This is a genomic window from Mesorhizobium cantuariense, assembly GCF_042647205.1.
GTDB lineage: Bacteria > Pseudomonadota > Alphaproteobacteria > Rhizobiales > Rhizobiaceae > Mesorhizobium > Mesorhizobium cantuariense.
In genome coordinates this window covers 7,288,833-7,310,185 of record NZ_JBHRVD010000001.1, presented here as the reverse complement: position 1 = coordinate 7,310,185, position 21,353 = coordinate 7,288,833, and the positions used below count along the sequence as shown (strand labels likewise).

The window sequence follows — 21,353 nt, the reverse complement described above, 5'->3', positions numbered from 1 at the left end:
AGACGATTCAATGGCGAGATCAAGAAAGCCAAAGCGCTTTGGAACACTCTTCGAAAGGTTGCGGTTCCTTTCTGACTGAGTCACAGTCCTGCGGCGTCGGCGGGCGGAATGGAGGTTCCGCCCGGTGTGTGTGACCCCACTGGGAGGAATACCGATGAAGAAAATGCTTTTGCTGGGTGCTGCGTTTGCCACGCTCGCCCTGAACGCGCCCGCGCATGCCGAACTGAAGTTCAAGCCGGGTGAGGACAAGCGCTTCAACTGGGCGAACTACGAAGAGCTCAAAAAAGTCGATCTCAAGGGTGAGACGCTATCGATCTTCGGACCGTGGCGCGGTGAGGACGAAGGCCTGGTGCGCGGTGTTCTCGACTATTTCTCGGAAGCCACCGGCGTCGAGATCAAATACTCCTCCTCGGAAAATTACGAACAGCAGATCGTCATCGACACACAGGCCGGCAGCCCACCCAACATCGCCGTGCTGCCGCAGCCGGGCCTGATCCAGGACCTGGCATCGAAGGGCCTTTTGACGCCACTCGGCGACGAGACCGCTAAATGGGTCAAGGACAACTACGGCGCCGGCCAGTCATGGGTCGATCTCGGCACCTTCAAGGACAAGGACGGTAAGCCGGGCTTCTTCGCCTTCCCCTACAAGGCCGACGTGAAGTCGCTGGTCTGGTACTCGCCGGATAATTTCGAGGAAGCCGGCTACAAGGTGCCGAAGACGCAGGAAGAACTCGCCGATCTCGAAAAGAAGATCATCGCCGATGGCGGCAAGCCGTGGTGCATCGGCCTCGGCTCCGGCGGCGCTACCGGTTGGCCGGCGACCGACTGGGTCGAAGACCTGATGCTGCGCACCCAGTCTCCGGAAGTCTATGACAAATGGGTGAAGAACGAGATCCCGTTCAACGATCCGGCGGTGGTCAACGCCATCGACATCTTCGGCAAGATCGCGACCGACGACAAGATGGTCGATGGCGGCGCCAAGGCGGTTGCGGCGACCGATTTCCGCGACAGCCCGAAGGGCCTCTTCGCGGTGCCGCCAAAATGCTACCTGCACCACCAGGCATCGTTCATCCCGACCTTCTTCCCGGAAGGCACCAAGGTCGGCCAGGACGCGGACTTCTTCTACTTCCCGCCCTACGCCTCCAAGCCTGAACTGGGCACGCCCGTGCTCGGCGCCGGTACGCTGGCGATGATCACCAAGGATAGCAAGAGTGCCCGCGCGTTCATCGAATTCCTGAAGATGCCGCTCGCCCATGAGATCTGGATGGCCGAGGGTGGTTTCGTGACGCCGCTCAAGTCGGTCAACAAGGATGCCTACGCCAGCGACGCGCTGAAGAAGCAGGGCGAAATCCTCGCCAATGCTTCGACCTTCCGCTTCGACGGTTCCGACCTGATGCCGGGCAAGATCGGCGCCGGCGCCTTCTGGACCGGCATGATCGACCTGGTCGGCGGCAAGTCCGCGCAGGATGTCGCCACCGACATCCAGAAGAGCTGGGACGCGATCAAGTAGGCGGCTGACAGATAAGCAGCCGATCGTTCGGCTGGACGTTTGGACTATCCGATCCTGACCGGATCCGGGCCCTGGCCCGGATCCGACCGGCGGCCCGTGCCGCGGCGATTATCATGAGCACACAGACATCCGGCATGAAGCGCGATCAGCAAAGGGAAAACCCGTCTTGCTTGGCGATCGCGCTCTGAACAACTGAATCGGCGCATCTCACCGCCCGGACCGTTCGGCTTTGGCTGATGATGCGCAGGGGGAGGGACCCATGGCGGCTCAGATTTTCTCGGCCATATTCGTCATCATCGTCGGCGTCGGCGGTTGCGTCGCCTATTTCTGGGGCGCCAACAAGCTGGTCGACCTGATATTCCCGTCGCGCGGCGTCGCCGGCGCCGCGGCCATCGACAATCTGCGCCGGCAGGGGCTGGTCCGTCCCTGGCTGTTTGTTGGCCCAGCGATGATCATCCTGACCATCTACCTGATCTATCCGGTGGTCGAGACGCTGCGGCTGTCCTTCCTCGATCGAGGCGGCATCAATTTCGTCGGCTTGGCCAACTACGAATGGGCCTTCGGCGACCGTGAGTTCCGCAACTCGATCCTCAACAACATCATCTGGCTGGCGGTCGTGCCCGCCGCCTGCACCTTCCTCGGGCTGATCATCGCCGTGCTCACCGACAAGATATGGTGGGGCACGATCGCCAAGAGCCTGATCTTCCTGCCGCTGGCGATCTCCTTCGTCGGCGCCAGCGTGATCTGGAAATTCATCTACGAGTATCGTGGCGAGGGCCAGACGCAGATCGGCATCCTCAACGCCATCATCCAGCATTTCGGCGGCCAGCCGCAGGTCTGGATATCGCTGCCGTTCTGGAACAATTTCTTCCTGATGGTGATTCTGATCTGGATCCAGACCGGGTTCGCCATGGTCATCCTGTCCTCCGCCTTGCGCGGCATTCCCGAGGAAACGCTGGAAGCCGCCGTCATCGACGGCGCCAATCCGTTCCAGATCTTCTGGAAGATCATGGTGCCGCAGATCTGGGGCACCATCGCCGTCGTCTGGACCACGATCACCATCCTGGTGCTCAAGGTGTTCGACATCGTGCTGACCATGACCAACGGCCAGTGGAACAGCCAGGTGCTGGCCAATCTGATGTTCGACTGGATGTTCCGTGGCGGCGGCGATTTCGGCCGTGGTGCCACCATCGCCATCATCATCATGATCGCGGTCATTCCGATCATGGTCTGGAACATCCGCCAAGCGAACAAAGAGACGGGAGGACATTGAGATGGCCGTCGCGACCGGAAAATCCTTCGCCAGCCGCTTTGGCGTCCACATCGCAGTGCTCGTCTTCGTCGCCATCTGGACCATACCGACGCTCGGCATCCTGGTCTCGTCGCTGCGCGACAAGAACCAGATCATCGCCTCGGGCTGGTGGAACTCGTTCGCCAGCTCCACCCAGACCGAAGCTGGCCGGCTGCCGGCCGCCTCGACGCAGGTCGAGAAGGACGGCAAGTTCGTTCTCGAGGGCAACATCTTCGGCGACGGCGCCAAGCGCGACATCAGCGCCTTCGGCGTCAAATCGGCGGCACCGACGCAACATCCCGCCGGCACGACAGCCGATCTCGGTGACGGCGTAACCCTGCAGCTCAACGCCGACGGCAGCTTCGTCATGGCCTCGCCCAAGGCGTTCGAAGGCGATCGCGGCCAGCGCATCTACTATGCCTCGTCGGCGCCGCCGAAATTCACCACCGACAATTACAAGACGGTTTTGTTTTCTGAAGGTATCGGACGGTCGTTCATGAATTCGCTGACCGTCACCATCCCGGCGACAATCATCCCGATCCTGATCGCGGCGTTTGCCGCCTATGCATTGGCCTGGATGCGGTTTCCCGGCCGGGCGCTGCTGATCGCGGTCATCATCGGCCTGCTGGTGGTGCCGCTGCAGATGTCGCTGATTCCGCTGTTAAAACTCTACAACGGCGTCGGCTCTTTCTTCGGCATGCCGTCGAAAACCTATCTCGGCATCTGGCTGGCGCATACCGGCTTCGGCCTGCCCTTCGCCATCTACCTGCTGCGCAGCTATATTGCCGGCCTGCCGCGCGAAATCATGGAATCGGCGCGCATCGACGGCGCCAGCGATTTCGAGATCTTCGTCAAGATCGTCTTGCCGCTGTCATTCCCGGTGCTGGCTTCGTTTGCCATCTTCCAATTCCTGTGGGTATGGAACGATCTGCTGGTGGCGATGGTTTTCCTCGGTACAGAGGCAGACCAGATCGTGCTGACCGCCAAGCTCAACGCCCTGTTGGGCTCACGCGGCGGCGACTGGGAGATCCTGACGACATCGGCTTTCGTGACCATCATCGTGCCGCTGATCGTCTTCTTCTCGCTGCAGCGCTATTTTGTCCGCGGGCTGCTTGCCGGCTCGGTGAAAGGAGGCTGAGACGATGCAATCCGCTTTGAAGGCCAGCTCGAAGCCTGATCTCGCCATCGATCGTGACTGGTGGCGAGGTGCTGTGATCTACCAGATCTATCCGCGCAGCTACCAGGACTCGAACGGCGACGGCATCGGCGACCTCAAGGGCATCATTGGGCGGCTTCCCTACATCGCGGCGCTCGGGGCGGACGCGATCTGGATTTCACCGTTCTTCAAGTCGCCGATGAAGGATTTCGGCTACGACGTGTCAGATTACTGCGACGTCGATCCGATGTTCGGCACGCTGGCCGACTTCGACGCGCTGACCGCCGAGGCACACAGGCTGGGCTTGAAGGTGATGATCGACGAGGTGCTGTCGCACACCGCCGACAACCACCCATGGTTCAAGGAAAGCCGGTCGAGCCGCACCAACCCGAAGGCCGACTGGTACGTCTGGGCGGACGCCAGGCCGGACGGCACGCCGCCCAACAACTGGTTGTCGATCTTCGGCGGCTCGGCCTGGCAATGGGACACCAGCCGCCAGCAATATTACCTGCACAATTTCCTGTCCGAGCAGCCCGACCTCAACTTTCACAATCGCCAAGTCCAGGACGCGTTGCTCGACGTCACCCGCTTCTGGCTGGAGCGCGGCGTCGACGGCTTCCGGCTCGACACCATCAATTTCTACTTTCACAGCCAGGGCCTGGAGAACAATCCGCCGCTTCCGCCGGAGGAGCGCAACGACCAGACCGCACCCGCGGTCAACCCCTACAACTACCAGGACCATCTCTACGACAAGAGCCGGCCCGAGAACCTCGGCTTCCTCGAACGCTTTCGCGCCCTGCTCGATGAATATCCGGCAACCGCCGCGGTCGGAGAGGTTGGCGATTCGCAGCGCGGGCTGGACGTGGTGGCGGCCTACACCGCCGGCGGCAAGCGCGTGCACATGTGCTACTCCTTCGATTTCCTGGCGCCGGAAAAGATCAGCGCCGCCAAGGTCCGCTCGGTGCTGGAATCCTTCGGCAAGGTCGCCAGCGACGGCTGGTCGTGCTGGGCCTTTTCCAACCACGACGTGATGCGCCCAGCCTCGCGCTGGGCGGCCACTGAGGCCGATCCGACCGCCTATCTCAAGGTCATCTCGGCGCTGCTGATGTCCTTGCGCGGTTCGGTCTGCATCTATCAGGGAGAGGAGCTCGGGCTCGGCGAAGCCGACCTTCGGTTCGAAGATCTGCAGGACCCCTACGGCATCCGCTTCTGGCCGGAATTCAAGGGCCGCGACGGCTGCCGCACGCCGATGGTGTGGGACGGCAGCGCCAAGAATGGCGGCTTCTCCTCGGCAAAACCCTGGCTGCCGGTGCCGGCCAAGCATCTGGCGCAGGCGGTCAATGTCCAGCAGGGCGACGAGAATTCGCTGCTTGAGCACTACCGGCGCTTTCTCAGCTTCCGCCGCGCCCATCCGGCGCTGGCCAAGGGCGACATCACCTTCCTAGAAAGTGAGGGCGACACCGTCGCCTTCACGCGCCGCGCCGGCAACGAGCAGATCGTCTGCGTCTTCAATCTGGGCGCCAAGCCGACCGAGGTTGACCTTGGCAACCGATCGCTGCAACCTTTGCCGGGACACGGATTTTCGGGGCAGACGAGCAGCGGCGCCATAAAGCTCGGCGGCTACGGCGCCTGGTTCGGGCGTATCGACTGAATTTCAAATCACTTGAATTCAAAATTACTGGGAGGAAACCAATGGCCGATGTCACGCTAAGACAAGTGAAGAAGTCCTACGGCAATCTGCACATTCTCCATGGCATCGACCTCGATATAAAGTCGGGCGAGTTCATCGTCTTCGTCGGCCCGTCGGGCTGCGGCAAGTCGACATTGCTGAGATCGATCGCCGGGCTCGAGGAAATCACCTCCGGCGAGCTCAAGATCGCTGGCGAGGTCGTGAACGACGTGCCGCCGTCGAAACGGGGCATCGCCATGGTGTTCCAGTCCTACGCGCTCTACCCGCACATGACCGTCTACGACAACATGGCGTTCTCGATGAAGATCGGCAAGGAGAACAAGGCCGAGATCGACCGCCGCGTACGCCAGGCCGCCGAAATCCTGCAGCTGACCAAATACCTCGATCGCCTGCCCAAGGCGATGTCGGGCGGCCAGCGCCAGCGCGTCGCCATTGGCCGCGCCATCGTGCGCAATCCGAAAGTGTTCCTGTTCGACGAGCCGCTGTCGAACCTTGATGCAGCACTGCGCGTCGCCACCCGCATCGAGATCGCCAAGCTCAAGGAATCGATGCCCAACACGACCATGATCTACGTCACCCACGACCAGGTCGAGGCGATGACGCTGGCCGACCGCATCGTGGTGCTCAAGGACGGCCATATCGAACAGGTCGGCACGCCGATGGACCTCTACAAGAAACCCGGCAATCTGTTCGTAGCCCAGTTCATCGGCTCGCCGGCCATGAACATTCTGCCGGCGACCATCGACAAGACCGGCAACCCGACCGTCGTCAGCCATGTCGGCGGGCGCAAAGCAACCGTGCCGATCACGACGCCGGCTTCGGCGAAGGGTACCGCGGTGAGCTTCGGCGTGCGGCCGGAAGATCTGATCATCTCCAGCGGCGCTGACTATCTGTTCGAGGGAACGGTCGACTATGTCGAGCAGCTCGGCGAAGTCCAGCTGGTTTATATCGACATCGGCCGCGCCGATCTGCCGCTGGTGACCAAGCTGCCCGGCAATGTCGAGGTCAAGCGCGGTTCGACATTGCGGCTGAGCGCCAATGGCGAGGACCTGCATATCTTCGATGCGGACGGACATTCCTTTGCGCTGCAAAAGCCGGAAGCAAAGGCGGCCTGAGGCAGGACCACGTCTCGGACGTAAAAAAGAGCGGCGGGCTTGGCCCGCCGCTCTTCTTCTGAAGATCAGCTTCGGCTGTTAGCGGCCGAAGAGGTTCCGGTCGCTGCCCTGAGGGGCGGACTTCTGTACGTCGCCCGACGAATTGAGCAGCTTCTCGACGACGCCACCGCTGTTGCGGATCGAGTTCGTGTGCGCGGTGTCAACCGAAGTGACGGCAGGCTGATTGGCGCCGTTGGAGCCAAAGTTGTCGCTGCCAGCGAAGGCACTGCCGGTGATGGCCAGAACGGCGGCGGCAGCAATAAGGATCTTGTTCATTTTAGTCTCCTGAATTCTAGATTTCGCCAGGACGGCAGGCGCAGCCGCCGTCAACTGGGAAATTGGTTGTTAGCGACCGAAGAGGTTACGGTCGCTGCCCTGAGCGGGCGTCTGGGCAACCGGCTCCGAGGTCTTGGTGGAAGCCGTGTACGACTGGTCCACTGCGGCAGCAGGCTGGTTGGCACCGTTGGAGCCGAAGTTGTCGCTGCCGGCGAAGGCGCTGCCGGTGATGGCCAGAACGGCGGCGGCAGTGAGAATGATCTTGTTCATTTTAGTCTCCTGAATTTCTGGATTTCGCCAGGACGGCGGGCAGACCCACCGTCAATTGCGAATCCGCTGTTAGTTGTTGCCGAAGAGGTTGCGGTCGCTGCCCTGAACGACGGGCTGCTTTTCAGCCGGAGCCGACTTCTGCTGGATCGAAGCCGTATACGAGCTGTCAACCGAGGTGACGGCAGGCTGGTTGGCGCCATTGGAGCCAAAGTTGTCGCTGCCGGCGAAAGCGCTGCCCGAGATGGCCAGAACGGCGGCGGTAGCAAGAATGATCTTCTTCATTTCAAGTCTCCTGAATTTTTGGATTTCGCCAGGGCGGCGGGCGAACCCGCCGTCAACTGGTGATTCGGCTGTTAGTGGTTGCCGAAGAGGTTGCGGTCGCTGCCCTGAGCAGGCGTCTGGGCAGCCGGTTCCGACTTCTTGACCGAAGCGGTGTACGAGCTGTCGACGGCAGTGGCTGCCGGGGCGTTCGAACCATAGTGGTCGCTACCATTAGCGAAGGCGCTGCCGGAAATGGCCAGAAGGGCGGCGGCAGTGAGAATGATCTTTTTCATTTTATGTACTCCAGTATTTTTCCCGTCCGTCTAGCGGCGTGTCTTGGGAGGAAATCGCGTCGTTCGGACAGCCCCGATGTGGTAGGGCTGGTCTGCCTTTTCCAATCACGAAGTTGTTCCATGTGGACCATGAACCCGCCACTTGAAATTGCAAAAAGGGCTTCTACACCCTACCTTTTCCTTATATTAATCAATATGTTAGATAAAAACGCCAGCCATATCACCAACTATTTCGCAGGCCCAGCGTTCACACCGTCCTGTACGCACTGTCAACAGAAACGAACCGTTCGGTTCGATTTTAGAACAAGCTAATAGTCACTTTTCGAAACTGTTAACCTTTTTTGGCCCCCGCCGGAGCCGGATTCGAGAAGATCGCAGCCGGCAAATGGCCGCCCGAGAGAAGGGATTTCAGCCAGCAACAGTCAGTCGCAACGTTTCGCATGCCGTGTCGCGCCGCATGGATACGATGTCGTTTTCATGCCGATGACGCGCCCGCGATCGTGGTTAGATCATACCATCTCAGGTGCCGCTTCGTGACGACGAGGCGGAGAATTGGGAAGCCGGTCAGAATCCGGCGCTGCCCCCGCAACGGTGGTGGAGTTCAAGTCGCAACGGGAGACCACTGGGCAACTGCCTGGGAAGGTGTCGCGATGGTCCGCAAGGACAACTCCAGAGCCCGGAAACCAGCCCGAGATTTCTAGACTCGACTGATCGCGGTGGGCGATCAAGAGGTGGATCGTGCATGTCCGGCGCATTGCCGGCCTGCGTCCAATCCTTCCTCCGTCACCACCAGTTCAGTCCTTAAAAATGAGGACAGGACATGGATATTCGCAACGACATGCTGAGGCTCTTGAACAGCCGCAGGCAAGGCTTTTCGCTAGAGCAGCCCTTCTACACCGATCCAGACTACTTCAAGCTCGACATGGAGCTGATCTGGTATCGCGACTGGCTGTTCATCGGCCATGATTGCGAGCTGCCGAAGCCGGGCAGCTACATCACAGTACAGATCGGCGACTATCCGGTCGTTCTCGTCCGCGACCAGCAAGGCAAGATCAACGCCTTCCACAATTCCTGCCGGCATCGCGGCAGCCGTGTCTGCAACACAGAGAAGGGTACCGCGGCAAAGCTCGTCTGCCCCTATCACCAGTGGACCTACGAGCTCGACGGCCGCCTGCTGTTCGCCCGCCAGATGGCCGATGGTTTCGACAAGAGTGAGTTCAGCCTGAAGCCGGTCGCCTGCGAGAGCGTCGGCGGCTACATCTTCATCTGCCTGGCCAAGGAGCCGGCGGATTTCGCGCCGATGCGGGCGATGATCGAACCTTATCTTTTGCCGCACCGGTTGCGCGAAGCAAAGATCGCCTTCGAAAGCACGATCATCGAGAAGGGCAATTGGAAGCTGGTCTGGGAAAACAATCGCGAGTGCTACCACTGTGTCGCCAATCATCCCGAGCTGTGCAAGACCTTCCCCGAGGCGCCTACCGTGACCGGCGTCAACGGCGCCGACAGCGACCCTGAGATGGTCGCGCATTGGGCCAAATGCGAGGCCGCCGGCCTGCCGAGCAAATTCCGCATCGATCCGGCCGGGCAATACCGCGCCACCCGCGCGCCGCTGCTGCGCGATGCCGTCAGCTACACGATGACGGGAAAGCGGGCGGTGAAGAAGAACCTGTCCGACGGCGTTTCAACCGACCGCATCGGCTCCTTGCTGCTCTACCACTATCCGACGACCTGGAACCATATCCTCGGCGACCACGCCGTGACCTTCCGGGTGCTGCCGATCAGCGCCACGGAAACGGCGGTGACGACCAAATGGCTGGTGCACAAGGATGCGATCGAGGGCATCGATTATACCATCGAAGACCTCACCCATGTCTGGACCGAGACCAACGACCAGGACCGCCGCATCGTCGAGGAAAACGCCTTCGGCATCCTGTCGCCCGCCTATGAACCCGGCCCCTATTCGGAGCTGCATGAGGGCGGCGTCATCCAGTTCGTCGAGTGGTACGCGTCGTTCATCGGGCCGCGCCTTGCCGAGGGCGGCCGGCCGGCGCTGCGCAGCGTCGCCTAGCCCAAAACAAAAGGGACAAGAGGATGAATGCGATGACGGATCTTGGCCTCTATCGCCATCTCGACCAGATGACGCCCTGGAACGACAGGCTGCAGGTGCTGGAAGTGATCGGCGTCAGCGACGAAGCGCCTGACGTAAAGACCTTCACCTTCCGCTCCGACAACCAGACCTGGTTCCGCTACAAGCCGGGCCAGTTCTTGACGCTGGAACTGCCGACCGCCGACGGGCCGCTGATGCGCACCTACACGCTGTCGTCCTCGCCATCGCGGCCGTTCTCGATCGCGGTGACGGTAAAGGCGCAGGCGGGCAGCACCGGCACACGCTGGATGTTCGACCATCTGACGCCCGGTTCGCACGTCAAGGCCTATGGGCCGACCGGCGACTTTTCGCTGCACAGCCACCCGGCGGCCAAGTATCTGTTCATTTCGGCCGGCTCGGGCGTGACGCCGATGATGTCGATGCTGCGCTGGCTGAACGACTGCGCGCCATGGACCGATGTCGGCTTCGTCAACTGCGCGCGCCGTCCGGAAGAGATCATTTTCCGCAAGGAACTCGAACTGCTCGGCAGCCGCATGCCCGGCCTGTCGCTCGGCTTCATGATCGAGGAGCGGTCGAGCCGCGAGGGCTGGTTCGGCCATATGGGCCGCATCGACGCGATCCGGCTGCCATTGCTGGCGCCCGATTTCCGCGAGCGCGAAATCTTCTGCTGCGGCCCCGATCCTTTCATGCGCGCTGTGCGCGGGATGCTGGAGGCGGCCGGCTTCGACATGACGAAATACCATCAGGAGAGCTTTGCGGCGCCTGTTGTGGAGGAGATCCCGGCGCCGTTCGCGTCACCGGCGGAAGATGGCGCTGCTGTTCCCATCGAAGCCGTGACACCTATCCGATTCTCGCTTTCGGATGTCGACGCCGAATGCGTCGCCGGCCAGACGGTGCTGCAGACCGCGCGGGCCTCGGGCGTGCGGATACCCGCCGCGTGCGAGTTCGGCCTGTGCGGCACCTGCAAGGTGAAGAAGGTCGCGGGCGACGTCGAGATGAGCCACAATGGCGGCATCCTCGATCACGAAATCGACGATGGTTTTATCCTCGCCTGTTGCTCAAAACCGCTTTCGGCGCTCGAAATCGAGGCGTGACCGGCAGGTGGTGCCGAGGCTCGGAACGGCTGCTTCGAGAAACCTCTTGGAAGCGCAACGTCCGTTCAAACTCCATACCGTTCGGTGCGAATGTTTTCCGCTGCAACGCCGGCATCGATCAGCGCCTGGGCGGCGGCAGAAACGAAGGCGTTAGAGCCGCAGACGAAGGCGATGCCAAGCGGCTCGGGCAGCCGCGCCATGGCTTGCACCATCATCGCGACGTCCACCCGACGCGAATAGTCCGCCGGCCGGTGTGCGGCTTCGCGCGTCAGCGTCAGCACCAGATCGAAGCCGTCCTGGCGATCATCGAGGGTGATCAGTTCGTCGCGGAAGATCACTTCGTCCCAGACCCGGGCTGAAAAGACCAGGACGACGGGCATCGTCGAATTGCGTGCGGCGCGATGACGGACCATCGACATCAAGGGCACAACGCCCGAACCGCCGCCGACCAGCAACAACGGCCCGTTCCCATCTTCCGGCCAGATGAAATGCCCGCCGAGCGGCCCGCGCAGTTCGATTTCATCGCCAATTGCCGCGACCTCGTGGAAGAAGGGCGATACCTCGCCATCGTCGAGTTTTTCGATCGCCAGTTCGATCACCCCCTTCGTTTCGGGCGCGGAGGCGATGGAATAGGCGCGGCGTGCCTGATAGCCGTCCGGCGCCGTCAGCCTGACATCGACATGCTGCCCGGCACGATAAATGAACGGCCGCGACGGCTGAAAAAAGAAACTGGTGACACGCGGCGTGCGCTTTTCGATGCGGACAATCCTGGCCGTCTGCCAAGGCGACTGCACTGCCGCCGCATCGCTCATGGATCGTCCGTGTAGCGCTGCTCGCGCCATGGATCGCCATAGATATGGTAGCCGCGCAATTCCCAAAAACCGGGTTCGTCGCGCGTGGTGAATTGCAGGCCGTTCAGCCATTTGGCCGACTTCCAGAAATAGAGATGCGGAACGAGCAGCCTTGCCGGACCGCCATGGTCTGATGTGATCGGCTTGCCTTCGTAAAGCAGCGCCACCATCGCCTTGCCGGCGGTGAGATCCGTTACCGGCACGTTGGTGGTGTAGCCGTCGAACGCGTGCGCCAGCGTGAAGCCGGTCGGCGGCTCCAAACCCGCGTCGGCAAGGATATCGTCGACCAGCACGCCCTGCCACGGCGTGTCGAACTTGGTCCATGCGGTCACGCAATGGATGTCGCGCGTCATCTTGGTCAGCGGCAGCGCGTTGAACTCGGCCCAGTTCCATTTCTTGATCGGGCGTGGCCCATGTTTCAGCGTGAAAGACCAATCCTCGGTGCGCACACGCGGCGTCGGGCCGGCCGACAGCACTGGAAAACCCTGTTCAAGATATTGGCCGGGCGGTATGCGCGCATCGCCATCGGTTGGCGGGCGCCGCCCTGAAGAGAAACCTCGGGTGACCATCGCGGCAATCCCCTGCATCAGACCACTATCGGCCTGATGCAATGTTCTCGAAGATGTCGTGGCGGGCAACCGGAATCTTGATGGCAGAGGCCGGCGGGGATCGTCACCGACGAGCCCCGCCTCTCCTGCATTCACGTCAAGACTACGTGTCAGCCCTGGGCAAACGGCACCGCGACATACATCTGGCCGCCGTCGCGCTCGACCAGCAGAAGCACAGATTTGCGGCCGGACTTGCCGGCCTGGGCGATCGCCTGCGTCACTTGCCTGGCGCTCTTCACCGGCACCTGATTGACGGCGACGATGATGTCGCCGGCCTGGATTCCGGAAGCCGCGGCCGCCTTGTCGGGATTGACGCTGGCAACCACGGCGCCGTGCTGATTGTCGGCGAGATTCATCTGCTGGCGGATGTCAGGGGTAATGTCCATCAGGCCGAGCCCTATCGCCGGGGCGCGGCCGGCGCTCGGCGCATCGGACCCGTCGTCCGCCGACGCGGTCTTCACATCGTCGGTGTTGCGGCCGACATCGACGGAAATCTGTACCGCCTTGCCCTTGCGCCAGACCTCAAGCGATTCGCGGGCGCCGGGCGCGACGTCGGCGACGGCCCGCGACAGGTCCTTGGGATCCTTCACGTCCTGTCCGGCAAAGCTGGTGATGACGTCGCCTGTCTCGACGCCGGCGCTGGCCGCCGGCGAGCCGTCATTGACCTGCGAAACGAGCGCGCCGCCAGGATGGTCGAGTCCGACGGCGCTTGCCACATCCGGCGTCACCGGCTGTATCTCGACACCGAGATAGCCGTACTGGATGGAACCGTCCTTCATCAGCTTGGCGACCACTTTCTGGGCTTGGTTCGATGGGATGGCGAAGCCGACGCCGACGCTGCCGCCATTGGGCGAATAGATCGCTGCGTTGATGCCGATGACATTGCCGTTCACATCGACCAGTGGACCGCCGGAATTGCCATGATTGATCGGCGCATCGATCTGGATGAAGTCGTCGAACGGCCCGCTGTGAAGGTCGCGGCCGCGCGCCGAAACAATGCCCGCGGTGACCGTGGTGCCGATGCCGAACGGATTGCCGATCGCCAGCACCTGGTCGCCGGTCATCAGCCTGTCGGAATCGCCCCATTTGACCGTCGGCAAGGACTTGTCGGACTTGATTTTTAGCACGGCGAGATCGTTCTTGGCGTCGCGGCCTACCAGCGTCGCGGGAAGTTCGGTGCCGTCGTCCAGCGTCACTTTGATCGAAGAGGCGCCATCGATGACGTGATTGTTGGTGACGATGGTGCCATCGGAGGCGACGATGAAGCCGGAGCCGAGTGCCTCGGCCCGCTGTGCCGGCTCCTGCGGCGGCGTGCGCGGAGCGGGCATGCCCTGGTCGCCGAAGAACTGGCGGAAATAGTCGTCGAATGGCGAATTGCCGAGAGGCACGCCGTCATCCGTGCTTTCCGGCTGTGCCTTCATGACGGTGGTAACCGTCACCACCGCCGGCTTGTCGGCGGCCACGATGGGGGCGAACGAGCCGTTGGGCGCAGTGATGCCGGCGACAGGTGTCTGGGTTGTCGGAACGGTGTTGCCCGCGCTTTGGGCGAAAGACATGACGAAGGGGGATATGATCAGCGCAGCGCCCAGCAAGGCCGCGACGCGATGTCTGCGAAGGATATCTGACATGGTCGTTTGTCCGGGCGAGAGTTGATCCGTCGCCGTGGACTCTTCCCATGCGGGGACAATCGGTCATACGGCGTGTCGAGGTCGCGATTGCCCGTCTCGCCTAACATGGCAGCCAACCGGATCGACGGCTCTGATCTAGGGCACGGATTGGCCCGATTTAGGGTTTTCGGGCGACCTTACGAAGATTTAATTTCCGAACGATGGCAGGTCACAATGTCGTCAGGCCGGCATTCCTGCCCCGGAGGGTGGCATCAGATCCCGCCGGTTCGCCCGAGATAGGCCGCTGCAATCTCGCGCATGCGCTTGCCGTCGAAACTTGGTCCGTGGCCGCCGTGACCGATGCGGACCGGCAGGTCGAGCAGGCGCCGCATCGAGCTGATATAGGAGGCTCTGTCCGAATCCGGCAGGTCGTCGATCAGCGTGTCGTCGTAGATGGCGTCGCCGCTGAAGAACAGGCCGTCAGCCTCATCGAACAGCGCGATCGAATCCGGGGAATGGCCCGGCAGATGCAGCACACGGAATTGCCGGTCGCCGAGGTCGACAATGTCGCCCTCGTCCAGGGTTCGCGTCAACGGCGCGGACGGGATCTTGTAGTCGGCCGCCTTCCAGCCCGGCGCCGGCAGTTTCGAGACGGCGCCTTCGAGATCGTGGAACATGTAAGCGTAGGTCGCCGCCTCATCCATGCTCACGAATTGTTCAGCGCTCATCCTTGGCCCTGCGCGCCACGGGAATTCGTGCAGCGAGCCGACATGGTCGAGATGGATGTGGGTGGCGACGACCAGCAGCGGCTTGCCCTGCGGCGTCTCGATCTCGGGTGCCAGCGGACAGATGCCCATGCCGGTGTCGACCAAAAGGTCGGCATCGCGGCCGCGCAGATGCCAGATGTTGGCACGCACATAGGCATGCACGAACGGTTCGGTCAGCATCGTCGTCTTGTCGTCGACGATGCTCCTGCTGAACCAGTCCGGCATCAGGTGTGAGCCCGGCATCAGGTGTGAGCCTGGCATCAAACGAAGGGCTTCCCGACCTTGTACTTTTCCGGCACCAGCCGCTTGAGATAGGCCATGCCGGTATCGGACAGCTGATTGACATCGGGCTTCATGAAATCGTCCGGCATGTGGCGGGTCTTGCCGGCGACGTTCTTCAGTGGCACCTTCTTCAGCACCGTTTTGGTGCCGTCATATTGCAGCGCCACCGAGCCGCCGCCCTGTTCGGCGACACTGACGGCGAAGGCGCCGGCGTCAAACGCCTCCTGTGCGTCGACCGCGCTGATGGCGCCGATATAGCCGCGCGGCATGTAGCCAAGCGCATCGACGCGGGCTCGCTTGCCCGGCAGGCCTTCGGCCAGCGCGCGCTCCAGTGCTGCCGGCAGGTCGCTGCCCGACAGCTTGACGTTGCCATGCGCGTCGCGCTCGAGCTTGTCCGGCGGCACCAGGCTTTCGACCAGCGCCTTGCCGTCGGCGGTGCTGACACCCTCCGACACGGCGACGATGCAGCGCTTGTGACGATCGAGCGTGGCGCGCACGTCGTCGATGAAGCCGGCGGCCGAGAATGGGCGCTCGGGCACATAGACAAGGTGCGGGCCGCTGTCGGGGTCGAGCTGCCAGGCAGCCGCTGCCGCGGTCAGGAAGCCGGCATGCCGGCCCATGACGATGCCGACATAGATGCCGGGCAGCGCGCGGAAATCGAGGTCGACGGAGAGGAAGGCGCCGGCGACGAACTCGGCCGCCGAAATAAAGCCCGGCGTGTGGTCGTTTTCCTCGAGATCATTGTCGATGGTCTTCGGCGCGTGGACGAAGGCTATTGAGCCGCCGGCGGCATCGGTCAGGATCTGCTGGGTGCCCGACGTATCGTTGCCGCCGATATAGATGAAGGCGTCGGCGCCGGCCTTCTTCAACCCGTTGAGGATGACGTCGCAATAGGCGGCATCCGGCTTGTCGCGGGTCGAGCCAAGGGCCGCACTTGGCGTGCCGGCAATCAGCCGCAGCCGGTCTTCCGGGATGGCGGAGAGGTCGACATAATTGCCGTCACGAATGCCGCGCACGCCGTGAATGGAGCCGAGGACCCTGGCGCCGGGATGCCGCTTGCGGATCTCCAGCGTCGCCCCGACCACCGTCTGGTTGATGACGGCGGTTGGGCCGCCGCCCTGCGCGATGACAAAAGTTCCGGCCATTCCTGACGTCTCCCGAGCGATGAATTCGCAGGCACATTCGCCTGTCTTTCGCTATCGCGCAACGGAAGAACCAGAGCATGGTGCCGAAAAGTGGGAACCGGTTTTCGGAAAAGATCATGCTCAAAAAATACGGTGGCCGCAAACTGCGGCCACGATCAGACGACGACGACCGGATTTTTCTTGGAGACGCGGCTGTAGAGGTCGATGATGTCCTGGTTGATGAGGCGCACGCAGCCCGACGACATCGCCTGGCCGATGCTCGCCCATTCGGGCGAACCGTGGATGCGGTAGCCGGTGTCCTTGCCGTCCTGATAGATGTAGAGGGCGCGGGCGCCGAGCGGGTTGGTCAGGCCGCCGGGCTGGCCGGCCTGCCATTTCACCAGTTCCGGCTTGCGGGCGATCATTTCCGGCGGCGGCGTCCAGGTCGGCCATTCCCGGCCGTACTGGATGTTGGCGCGGCCGGACCAGCGGAAGCCGTCCTTGCCGATGCCGACGCCGTAGCGGATGGCGTCGCCACCCGGCTGGACGAGATAGAGCATGCGCTCCTGCAGATGGACGACGATGGTGCCGGGCGCCTCGCCTGTCGTGTCGACGACGATCTGGCGGCGGAATTCCGGCTTGACCTTCAGATACGGCACTTCCGGCACGTTGAAGCCGCCATCCGTCATCGCTGCATACATCACGCCGGGGCTGGTGATGTTCTTGTCGACGCTGATGCTTGGCCGGATCGGCCGCACGGAACCGGTAACCGTATCGTCGAGCTCGAGCACCGGCAGCCCACCGCCCGAGGTCGAGCAACCGGCGGCGCTGAGCAGTGTGAGCGCCCCTACCCCTGACAGGATGGCACGGCGGGAAAGATGATGATCGGCTTCGATTGCGTCGCCGTTTCGCGGCGGCGTCAGACCCTGCGGCAACTCACGCATATACCCAAACCCTACGCTGTCGGCGGGAAGCACGGTCCGGCCTGATATCACGCATTTTCATCATTCATGGTTGATAAAGCGTGAAGACCTTGCACAGCCTGCGTTTGCGCATTGCCTGGTGGCGCTCGACCTTCCTGCCTGAGCGTTGACTGGGAGCTGCCGCACAAAAAGACCTCGGCCGGGTCATAATCCCGGCGCCGGCGTTCCCTACCCCTCAAGCGATCAGCGAGGGGCCTCCATGTGCAAGACCTTAAAAACCGACATCACACTTTTTGCCGCTGCCATTGTCGCGGCAGCAACCGTTCTCGGTGCCAATGTCAGCCTGGCCGATATCGTGAGCACGCTGAGCGGCGCGAACTGACGCCGATCTGCCGTTGGCGCAGTTAGGGAAATCGCCTCTTTACATTCTCCCGGGCCTAAGGATTTATCCTTTTCTTTGAGCTCAAGGGAGACGAGCATGTCCTTCGAAAACTGGGCCGCCTTCGCTGCCGCCTCGGCGATCCTTCTCATCATTCCGGGTCCGACCATCCTTCTGGTCGTATCCTATGCGCTGGGCCAGGGCTGGCGCACCTCCCTGCCTATGGCCGTCGGCGTGGCGCTGGGCGACTTCACCGCGATGACATTGTCGATGCTGGGCATCGGCGCGCTGCTGGCGGCTTCGGCGACCGTCTTCACCATCCTGAAGCTGATCGGGGCCGGCTATCTGATCTATCTCGGCGTGAAACTGTTTCGCGCCGGCGGCGCACTGAAAGCCGAACCGCGCACCGATGCGGTGTCGTCGGCCAAGATGATGGCGCATGCCTGGCTGGTCACCGCGCTCAACCCGAAAAGCATTACCTTCTTCGTCGCCTTCCTGCCGCAGTTCCTCGACCGGCACGCCGATTTCTGGACGCAGATGCTGGTCTTCGAGACGACCTTCCTGGCGCTCGCCTTCGCCAATACCTTCGGCTATGCGCTGATCGCCTCACGCGCACGCAACGTCGTGCGCAATCCCAAGGCAATCCGCATCTTCAACCGCACCGGCGGCACGCTGCTGGTCGGCGCCGGCATCGCCACGGTGGCGATGCGTTCGGGGAATTAGGCTCGCTGTCTGACCATGATCCCGAAACCAGTTTCCGGGATCATGGCCGGCCTCACCATTTGACGCTGAATCCCAGATTGCCTTCAAGGATACGACGTTTGTCGCCGCCGAGATTGGTGGTGTAGTCGCCGGCGGCGAAGATGCTGACCTTGTCGGTCACCTTGGCAATCACGCCGCCGCCGAACTCGAACGAGGTCGATCTGCCCTCGGTCGAGATGTCGGTGGTGTCGAAATTGACATGGCTGGTACCGCCGAAATCGTGCCAGATGTTGGCCTTGAGGTAGGGCAGCAGTGCCTTGCCGTTGATCGTTGTCTCGCCTTGCAGCCGTGCGCCCAGCCGGCCGGTGACGCTGCCGTCGGAATCGAAGGAAACCGAAGCAAAACGGTCCGATGTATCGTCGAGCGACAGATGCTGCCAGACCAGTTGCGCCTGCGGCTCGAGCGTCCAGCCTTGTCCCAGCGCTATGGGATAACCGCCTTCCAGCGAAGCGGTGATGCCGGTTCCGCCGATGTCGATGCCGACATCGCGCGACGATGTCGCGTTTCCACCGAAGAAGGTGGCCATCAAGACGCCGTCCAGATACCAGCCACCCTGGCCGATGCGGGTCCAGTAGCCGCCGACACTGGTGCCATCGAGATCGATACCGCCGACGGACAGATTGTCCTGCCCCAGCGCCTGGCCGCGCACATCACCATTCATGCTGGCATAGGCGATGAACAGGCCGGCGCGATCGACCGAACCGGAGCTGGTTTCTCGGCCGAACACGTCGAAGCCGCCCTGGAAGCCGAACAGCGTGCCGTCGAAGGACGGCGACACCGTTCCCGACCAGGCCATCTTGGTGTCCTGGCCGAAGATACGGCCCCAGACCGGTGACAGTTCCGTGTTCGACAACAGGCTCTGCTCGCCGCGCCGTTCGTGGAAAGTGCCGAGCGTCGTCATCGCCAGATGCTCGGCGACCGGCGGCAAGGCCGAATAGACCGGAACCTCGATGCGATAGAGCAGGATTTCCTCTCCCGCCGCCGGCGTCGGCAGGTCGGGCACATCCGTAGGCACCACTGGTGGCGGCGGGGGCGGATCCGCCACTGGCGCCGGTGGTGGCGCCGGTGGTGGCTCGGGCTCCGGATCGCTTGCCTGCACCGGTGGTGTCGGGTCGACAGGCGGGTTGTTGATGTCGCCCTCGGTCGGCGGCGGCGTTGGCGGCAGCTCGGAAGGCGGCGGGGGCGGTGGCTCGACCGCCGGCGGCTCAGGTTCCGGCGGCGGGGTAGGTTCTAGCGCCGGCGGAGCCGCGGCCGGCGGGGCCGGCGTGTTCAGCGTCGAGCGCAGGTACCAGTTCTCCTCGCTGCCGGCGCTGACGCCGCCCTTGAACAGATAATATTCGAAGGCACCGGCGGCGACCGGTGCATCCAGCGCAAAGGTGGAGGCGCCAGAGGTGGCGCCGTTGACAGCCTGGACGACCATGATGCCGTCCTGCGTGGTCGCCGCACCCGCGCCGCCGAGATTGATCACGGAGATGCCGGTCGAACCCGAAGCCGTGCCGCCCGACAGGACAAGCTTGTCGGATGCGGAACTGTCGTCACCAAGCTCGGTCTGGATCAGCAGCAGGCCACCCAGGCCGGTATAATTGCCTGATATCGTCAGGCTGTCAGTGGCGCCGGTGCTGCCGTTGGTCAGGTCGATGCGCCCGGCATTGGTGACCTGCGCCAGTTGGCCTGCCGTAAACGCCTGGATCGCCGCGTTGAAGCCGCCGCCACCATAGAGCGTGCTCGAGGCGTCGACGCTGAGCGAACCCGTGCCCGTGCCGCTGTCGCCCAGCACCAGATTGCCGTCGAGCGTTAACTCGGTATCGTTGGTGGCGCCGATGCTTTCCCAGTTCTGGAGCCGGCTGATCCCATCAAGTTTGACGTTGTCCAGGGTCAGCGCGTCGGTACCGAGACCACCCGATATGGCATTCGTGGCACCGAGATTGGCGTTGGTGAGGCTGCTGAGCTCGGCGGTGTCGTTGTCGCCGCCGAGGTCGACGGCGCCATAGATGATGCCGCCGCCATTCCAGACAAAATTGTCGGCGCCAACGCTCATCAGGATATCGCCACCGACCGTGCCGCCGGTGACCGTCACGCTGTCGTTGCCGCCGCTGACGCTTATGTTGCCGCCGATGGTGCCGCCCGACAGGATGATCGTGTCCTTGTCGAAGCCGGTGACGAGATTGCGGTCGATGGTGCCGCCCGACATGTTGAAATAGTTCTGGTCGAGCTTCATGTTGACGCGGCCGATGCGGCCACCGGTCATCACGGCGCGGTCGCCGTCGTCGAAGAAATCGACGATGCGGCCGCCGGTCATGGTGAACGTGTCCAGGCCATCGCCCTGGTTGAGCGAACCGATCTGGCCGCCGCTCATATTGAAGTCGTCGATGCCGGAGCCCTGCTGGACATTGCCGGCGACAGTGCCGGTGCCAATGGTGAAGAAATCAGTGCCGCCGCCCTGATCGACGGTGCCGGTGATGGTGCCGGACTGCATGTCGATGCGGTCCGTGCCGACGCCAAAGCTGACATTGCCTGATATCTGCCCGGTGCCGCCGGCGGGAAAATTCAGCGTGTTGTCGCCGTCAGCATCGGTGAGGCTGCCGCCCGAGTCGCCGCTATCGCAGGTGTAAACGGTGTTCCCGGCGGATGGACCCAGCACGCATGCGGCAAACGCAGCGGAATTGGGCAGCAACGCAAACGCCGTAGTTGAGAAGACGCTAATAAGCCATGGATGTAGCCGGGGCGGTCTTCGCCGCAGCAAAGCAACTGCGTTCTCCGCATCCTCCGAACGACTGTTCGGAAGCCTGTTTTTCAGATGCCGCATCGCGTCCCTCTCGATTCGCGATTTTCAAGCCCCCGCCCGGCGCCGCAATGAAGACACAATTCGTTCGCTTTTACAAAGCCTAATCTGCCCCGCATGGTTGCTAAACTGCAAAGACTACTGAAACAGCCCCAGCGCGGCACGC

20 protein-coding genes and 1 riboswitch are annotated in these 21,353 nt (G+C 62.6%); of the genes, 9 read left to right on the top strand and 11 right to left on the bottom strand.

What is annotated here, in order from left to right:
• Positions 1 to 154 precede the first annotated feature (154 nt).
• The 5 genes from ACFOJ9_RS35780 to ACFOJ9_RS35760 all read left to right on the top strand — a co-directional run bounded on the left by ACFOJ9_RS35780 (position 155) and on the right by ACFOJ9_RS35760 (position 6,762).
• Positions 155 to 1,510, top strand: coding sequence for an ABC transporter substrate-binding protein (locus tag ACFOJ9_RS35780; RefSeq protein WP_378986414.1), 1,356 nt, complete (start codon positions 155 to 157; stop codon positions 1,508 to 1,510).
• 259 nt (positions 1,511 to 1,769) lie between these two features.
• The gene (locus ACFOJ9_RS35775) at positions 1,770 to 2,783 is read left to right on the top strand and encodes a carbohydrate ABC transporter permease (protein ID WP_183445972.1); all 1,014 of its coding nucleotides are present in this window, start codon (positions 1,770 to 1,772) and stop codon (positions 2,781 to 2,783) included.
• 1 nt (position 2,784) lies between these two features.
• Complete coding sequence (locus ACFOJ9_RS35770) at positions 2,785 to 3,939, top strand: carbohydrate ABC transporter permease (protein ID WP_378986412.1); 1,155 nt, start codon at positions 2,785 to 2,787, stop codon at positions 3,937 to 3,939.
• Between the two features lie 4 nt (positions 3,940 to 3,943).
• Positions 3,944 to 5,608: a beta-galactosidase BglA gene (gene bglA, locus ACFOJ9_RS35765; RefSeq protein WP_378986410.1), complete on the top strand. Its 1,665-nt coding sequence runs from the start codon at positions 3,944 to 3,946 to the stop codon at positions 5,606 to 5,608.
• A gap of 41 nt (positions 5,609 to 5,649) precedes the next feature.
• Positions 5,650 to 6,762, top strand: coding sequence for an ABC transporter ATP-binding protein (locus tag ACFOJ9_RS35760; RefSeq protein ID WP_378986408.1), 1,113 nt, complete (start codon positions 5,650 to 5,652; stop codon positions 6,760 to 6,762).
• A 78-nt stretch (positions 6,763 to 6,840) separates the two neighbouring features.
• On the opposite strand, the gene ACFOJ9_RS35755 is transcribed toward ACFOJ9_RS35760, so the two are convergent.
• The 4 genes from ACFOJ9_RS35755 to ACFOJ9_RS35740 form a co-directional block, all read right to left on the bottom strand.
• A complete protein-coding gene (locus ACFOJ9_RS35755) occupies positions 6,841 to 7,077 on the bottom strand; it encodes a DUF680 domain-containing protein (protein ID WP_378986406.1) in 237 nt (78 codons plus the stop codon).
• A gap of 69 nt (positions 7,078 to 7,146) precedes the next feature.
• The gene (locus ACFOJ9_RS35750) at positions 7,147 to 7,347 is read right to left on the bottom strand and encodes a DUF680 domain-containing protein (protein ID WP_378986404.1); all 201 of its coding nucleotides are present in this window, start codon (positions 7,345 to 7,347) and stop codon (positions 7,147 to 7,149) included.
• 69 nt (positions 7,348 to 7,416) lie between these two features.
• A complete protein-coding gene (locus tag ACFOJ9_RS35745) occupies positions 7,417 to 7,629 on the bottom strand; it encodes a DUF680 domain-containing protein (RefSeq protein ID WP_378986402.1) in 213 nt (70 codons plus the stop codon).
• A 71-nt stretch (positions 7,630 to 7,700) separates the two neighbouring features.
• Positions 7,701 to 7,901, bottom strand: a complete 201-nt coding sequence (locus tag ACFOJ9_RS35740) for a DUF680 domain-containing protein (RefSeq protein ID WP_056589476.1) — start codon at positions 7,899 to 7,901, stop codon at positions 7,701 to 7,703.
• Positions 7,902 to 8,405: 504 nt separating this feature from the next.
• A riboswitch (cobalamin riboswitch) is annotated at positions 8,406 to 8,607 on the top strand.
• Between the two features lie 114 nt (positions 8,608 to 8,721).
• On the opposite strand from ACFOJ9_RS35740, the gene ACFOJ9_RS35735 reads away from it, so the two are divergent.
• Both ACFOJ9_RS35735 and ACFOJ9_RS35730 read left to right on the top strand, forming a co-directional pair.
• Positions 8,722 to 9,969 (top strand): aromatic ring-hydroxylating oxygenase subunit alpha, encoded by a 1,248-nt coding sequence (locus ACFOJ9_RS35735; protein WP_378986400.1) that lies wholly within the window; start codon positions 8,722 to 8,724, stop codon positions 9,967 to 9,969.
• Between the two features lie 32 nt (positions 9,970 to 10,001).
• Complete coding sequence (locus ACFOJ9_RS35730; RefSeq protein WP_378986398.1) at positions 10,002 to 11,102, top strand: 2Fe-2S iron-sulfur cluster-binding protein; 1,101 nt, start codon at positions 10,002 to 10,004, stop codon at positions 11,100 to 11,102.
• Between the two features lie 65 nt (positions 11,103 to 11,167).
• Here ACFOJ9_RS35730 and ACFOJ9_RS35725 read toward each other — a convergent pair whose 3' ends face one another.
• From ACFOJ9_RS35725 to ACFOJ9_RS35700, 6 genes are all read right to left on the bottom strand, one after another.
• The gene (locus tag ACFOJ9_RS35725) at positions 11,168 to 11,914 is read right to left on the bottom strand and encodes a ferredoxin reductase (protein ID WP_378986396.1); all 747 of its coding nucleotides are present in this window, start codon (positions 11,912 to 11,914) and stop codon (positions 11,168 to 11,170) included.
• Positions 11,911 to 12,522: a molybdopterin-dependent oxidoreductase gene (locus tag ACFOJ9_RS35720; protein WP_378986394.1), complete on the bottom strand. Its 612-nt coding sequence runs from the start codon at positions 12,520 to 12,522 to the stop codon at positions 11,911 to 11,913. The genes ACFOJ9_RS35725 and ACFOJ9_RS35720 overlap by 4 nt, the downstream gene beginning before the upstream one ends.
• A 149-nt stretch (positions 12,523 to 12,671) precedes the next feature.
• Entirely contained in the window at positions 12,672 to 14,189 is a 1,518-nt protein-coding gene (locus ACFOJ9_RS35715; protein WP_378986392.1) for a DegQ family serine endoprotease, read from the bottom strand.
• Positions 14,190 to 14,440: 251 nt separating this feature from the next.
• A complete protein-coding gene (locus ACFOJ9_RS35710) occupies positions 14,441 to 15,160 on the bottom strand; it encodes an MBL fold metallo-hydrolase (protein ID WP_378988278.1) in 720 nt (239 codons plus the stop codon).
• A 35-nt stretch (positions 15,161 to 15,195) separates the two neighbouring features.
• On the bottom strand, positions 15,196 to 16,362 hold the full coding sequence (locus ACFOJ9_RS35705) for a diphosphate--fructose-6-phosphate 1-phosphotransferase (protein ID WP_378986390.1): 1,167 nt from the start codon (positions 16,360 to 16,362) through the stop codon (positions 15,196 to 15,198).
• Between the two features lie 155 nt (positions 16,363 to 16,517).
• Entirely contained in the window at positions 16,518 to 17,285 is a 768-nt protein-coding gene (locus tag ACFOJ9_RS35700) for a L,D-transpeptidase (protein WP_378986388.1), read from the bottom strand.
• A 238-nt stretch (positions 17,286 to 17,523) separates the two neighbouring features.
• Here ACFOJ9_RS35700 and ACFOJ9_RS35695 point away from each other — a divergent pair, with 238 nt between their 5' ends.
• Both ACFOJ9_RS35695 and ACFOJ9_RS35690 read left to right on the top strand, forming a co-directional pair.
• Positions 17,524 to 17,646: a hypothetical protein gene (locus ACFOJ9_RS35695; protein WP_378986386.1), complete on the top strand. Its 123-nt coding sequence runs from the start codon at positions 17,524 to 17,526 to the stop codon at positions 17,644 to 17,646.
• Between the two features lie 96 nt (positions 17,647 to 17,742).
• Positions 17,743 to 18,366, top strand: a complete 624-nt coding sequence (locus ACFOJ9_RS35690; protein ID WP_378986384.1) for a LysE family translocator — start codon at positions 17,743 to 17,745, stop codon at positions 18,364 to 18,366.
• Between the two features lie 52 nt (positions 18,367 to 18,418).
• On the opposite strand, the gene ACFOJ9_RS35685 is transcribed toward ACFOJ9_RS35690, so the two are convergent.
• Positions 18,419 to 21,211 carry an autotransporter family protein gene (locus tag ACFOJ9_RS35685; RefSeq protein ID WP_378986382.1) on the bottom strand — a complete coding sequence of 931 codons (2,793 nt, stop codon included), beginning with the start codon at positions 21,209 to 21,211 and terminating at the stop codon, positions 18,419 to 18,421.
• Positions 21,212 to 21,353: the final 142 nt, after the last annotated feature.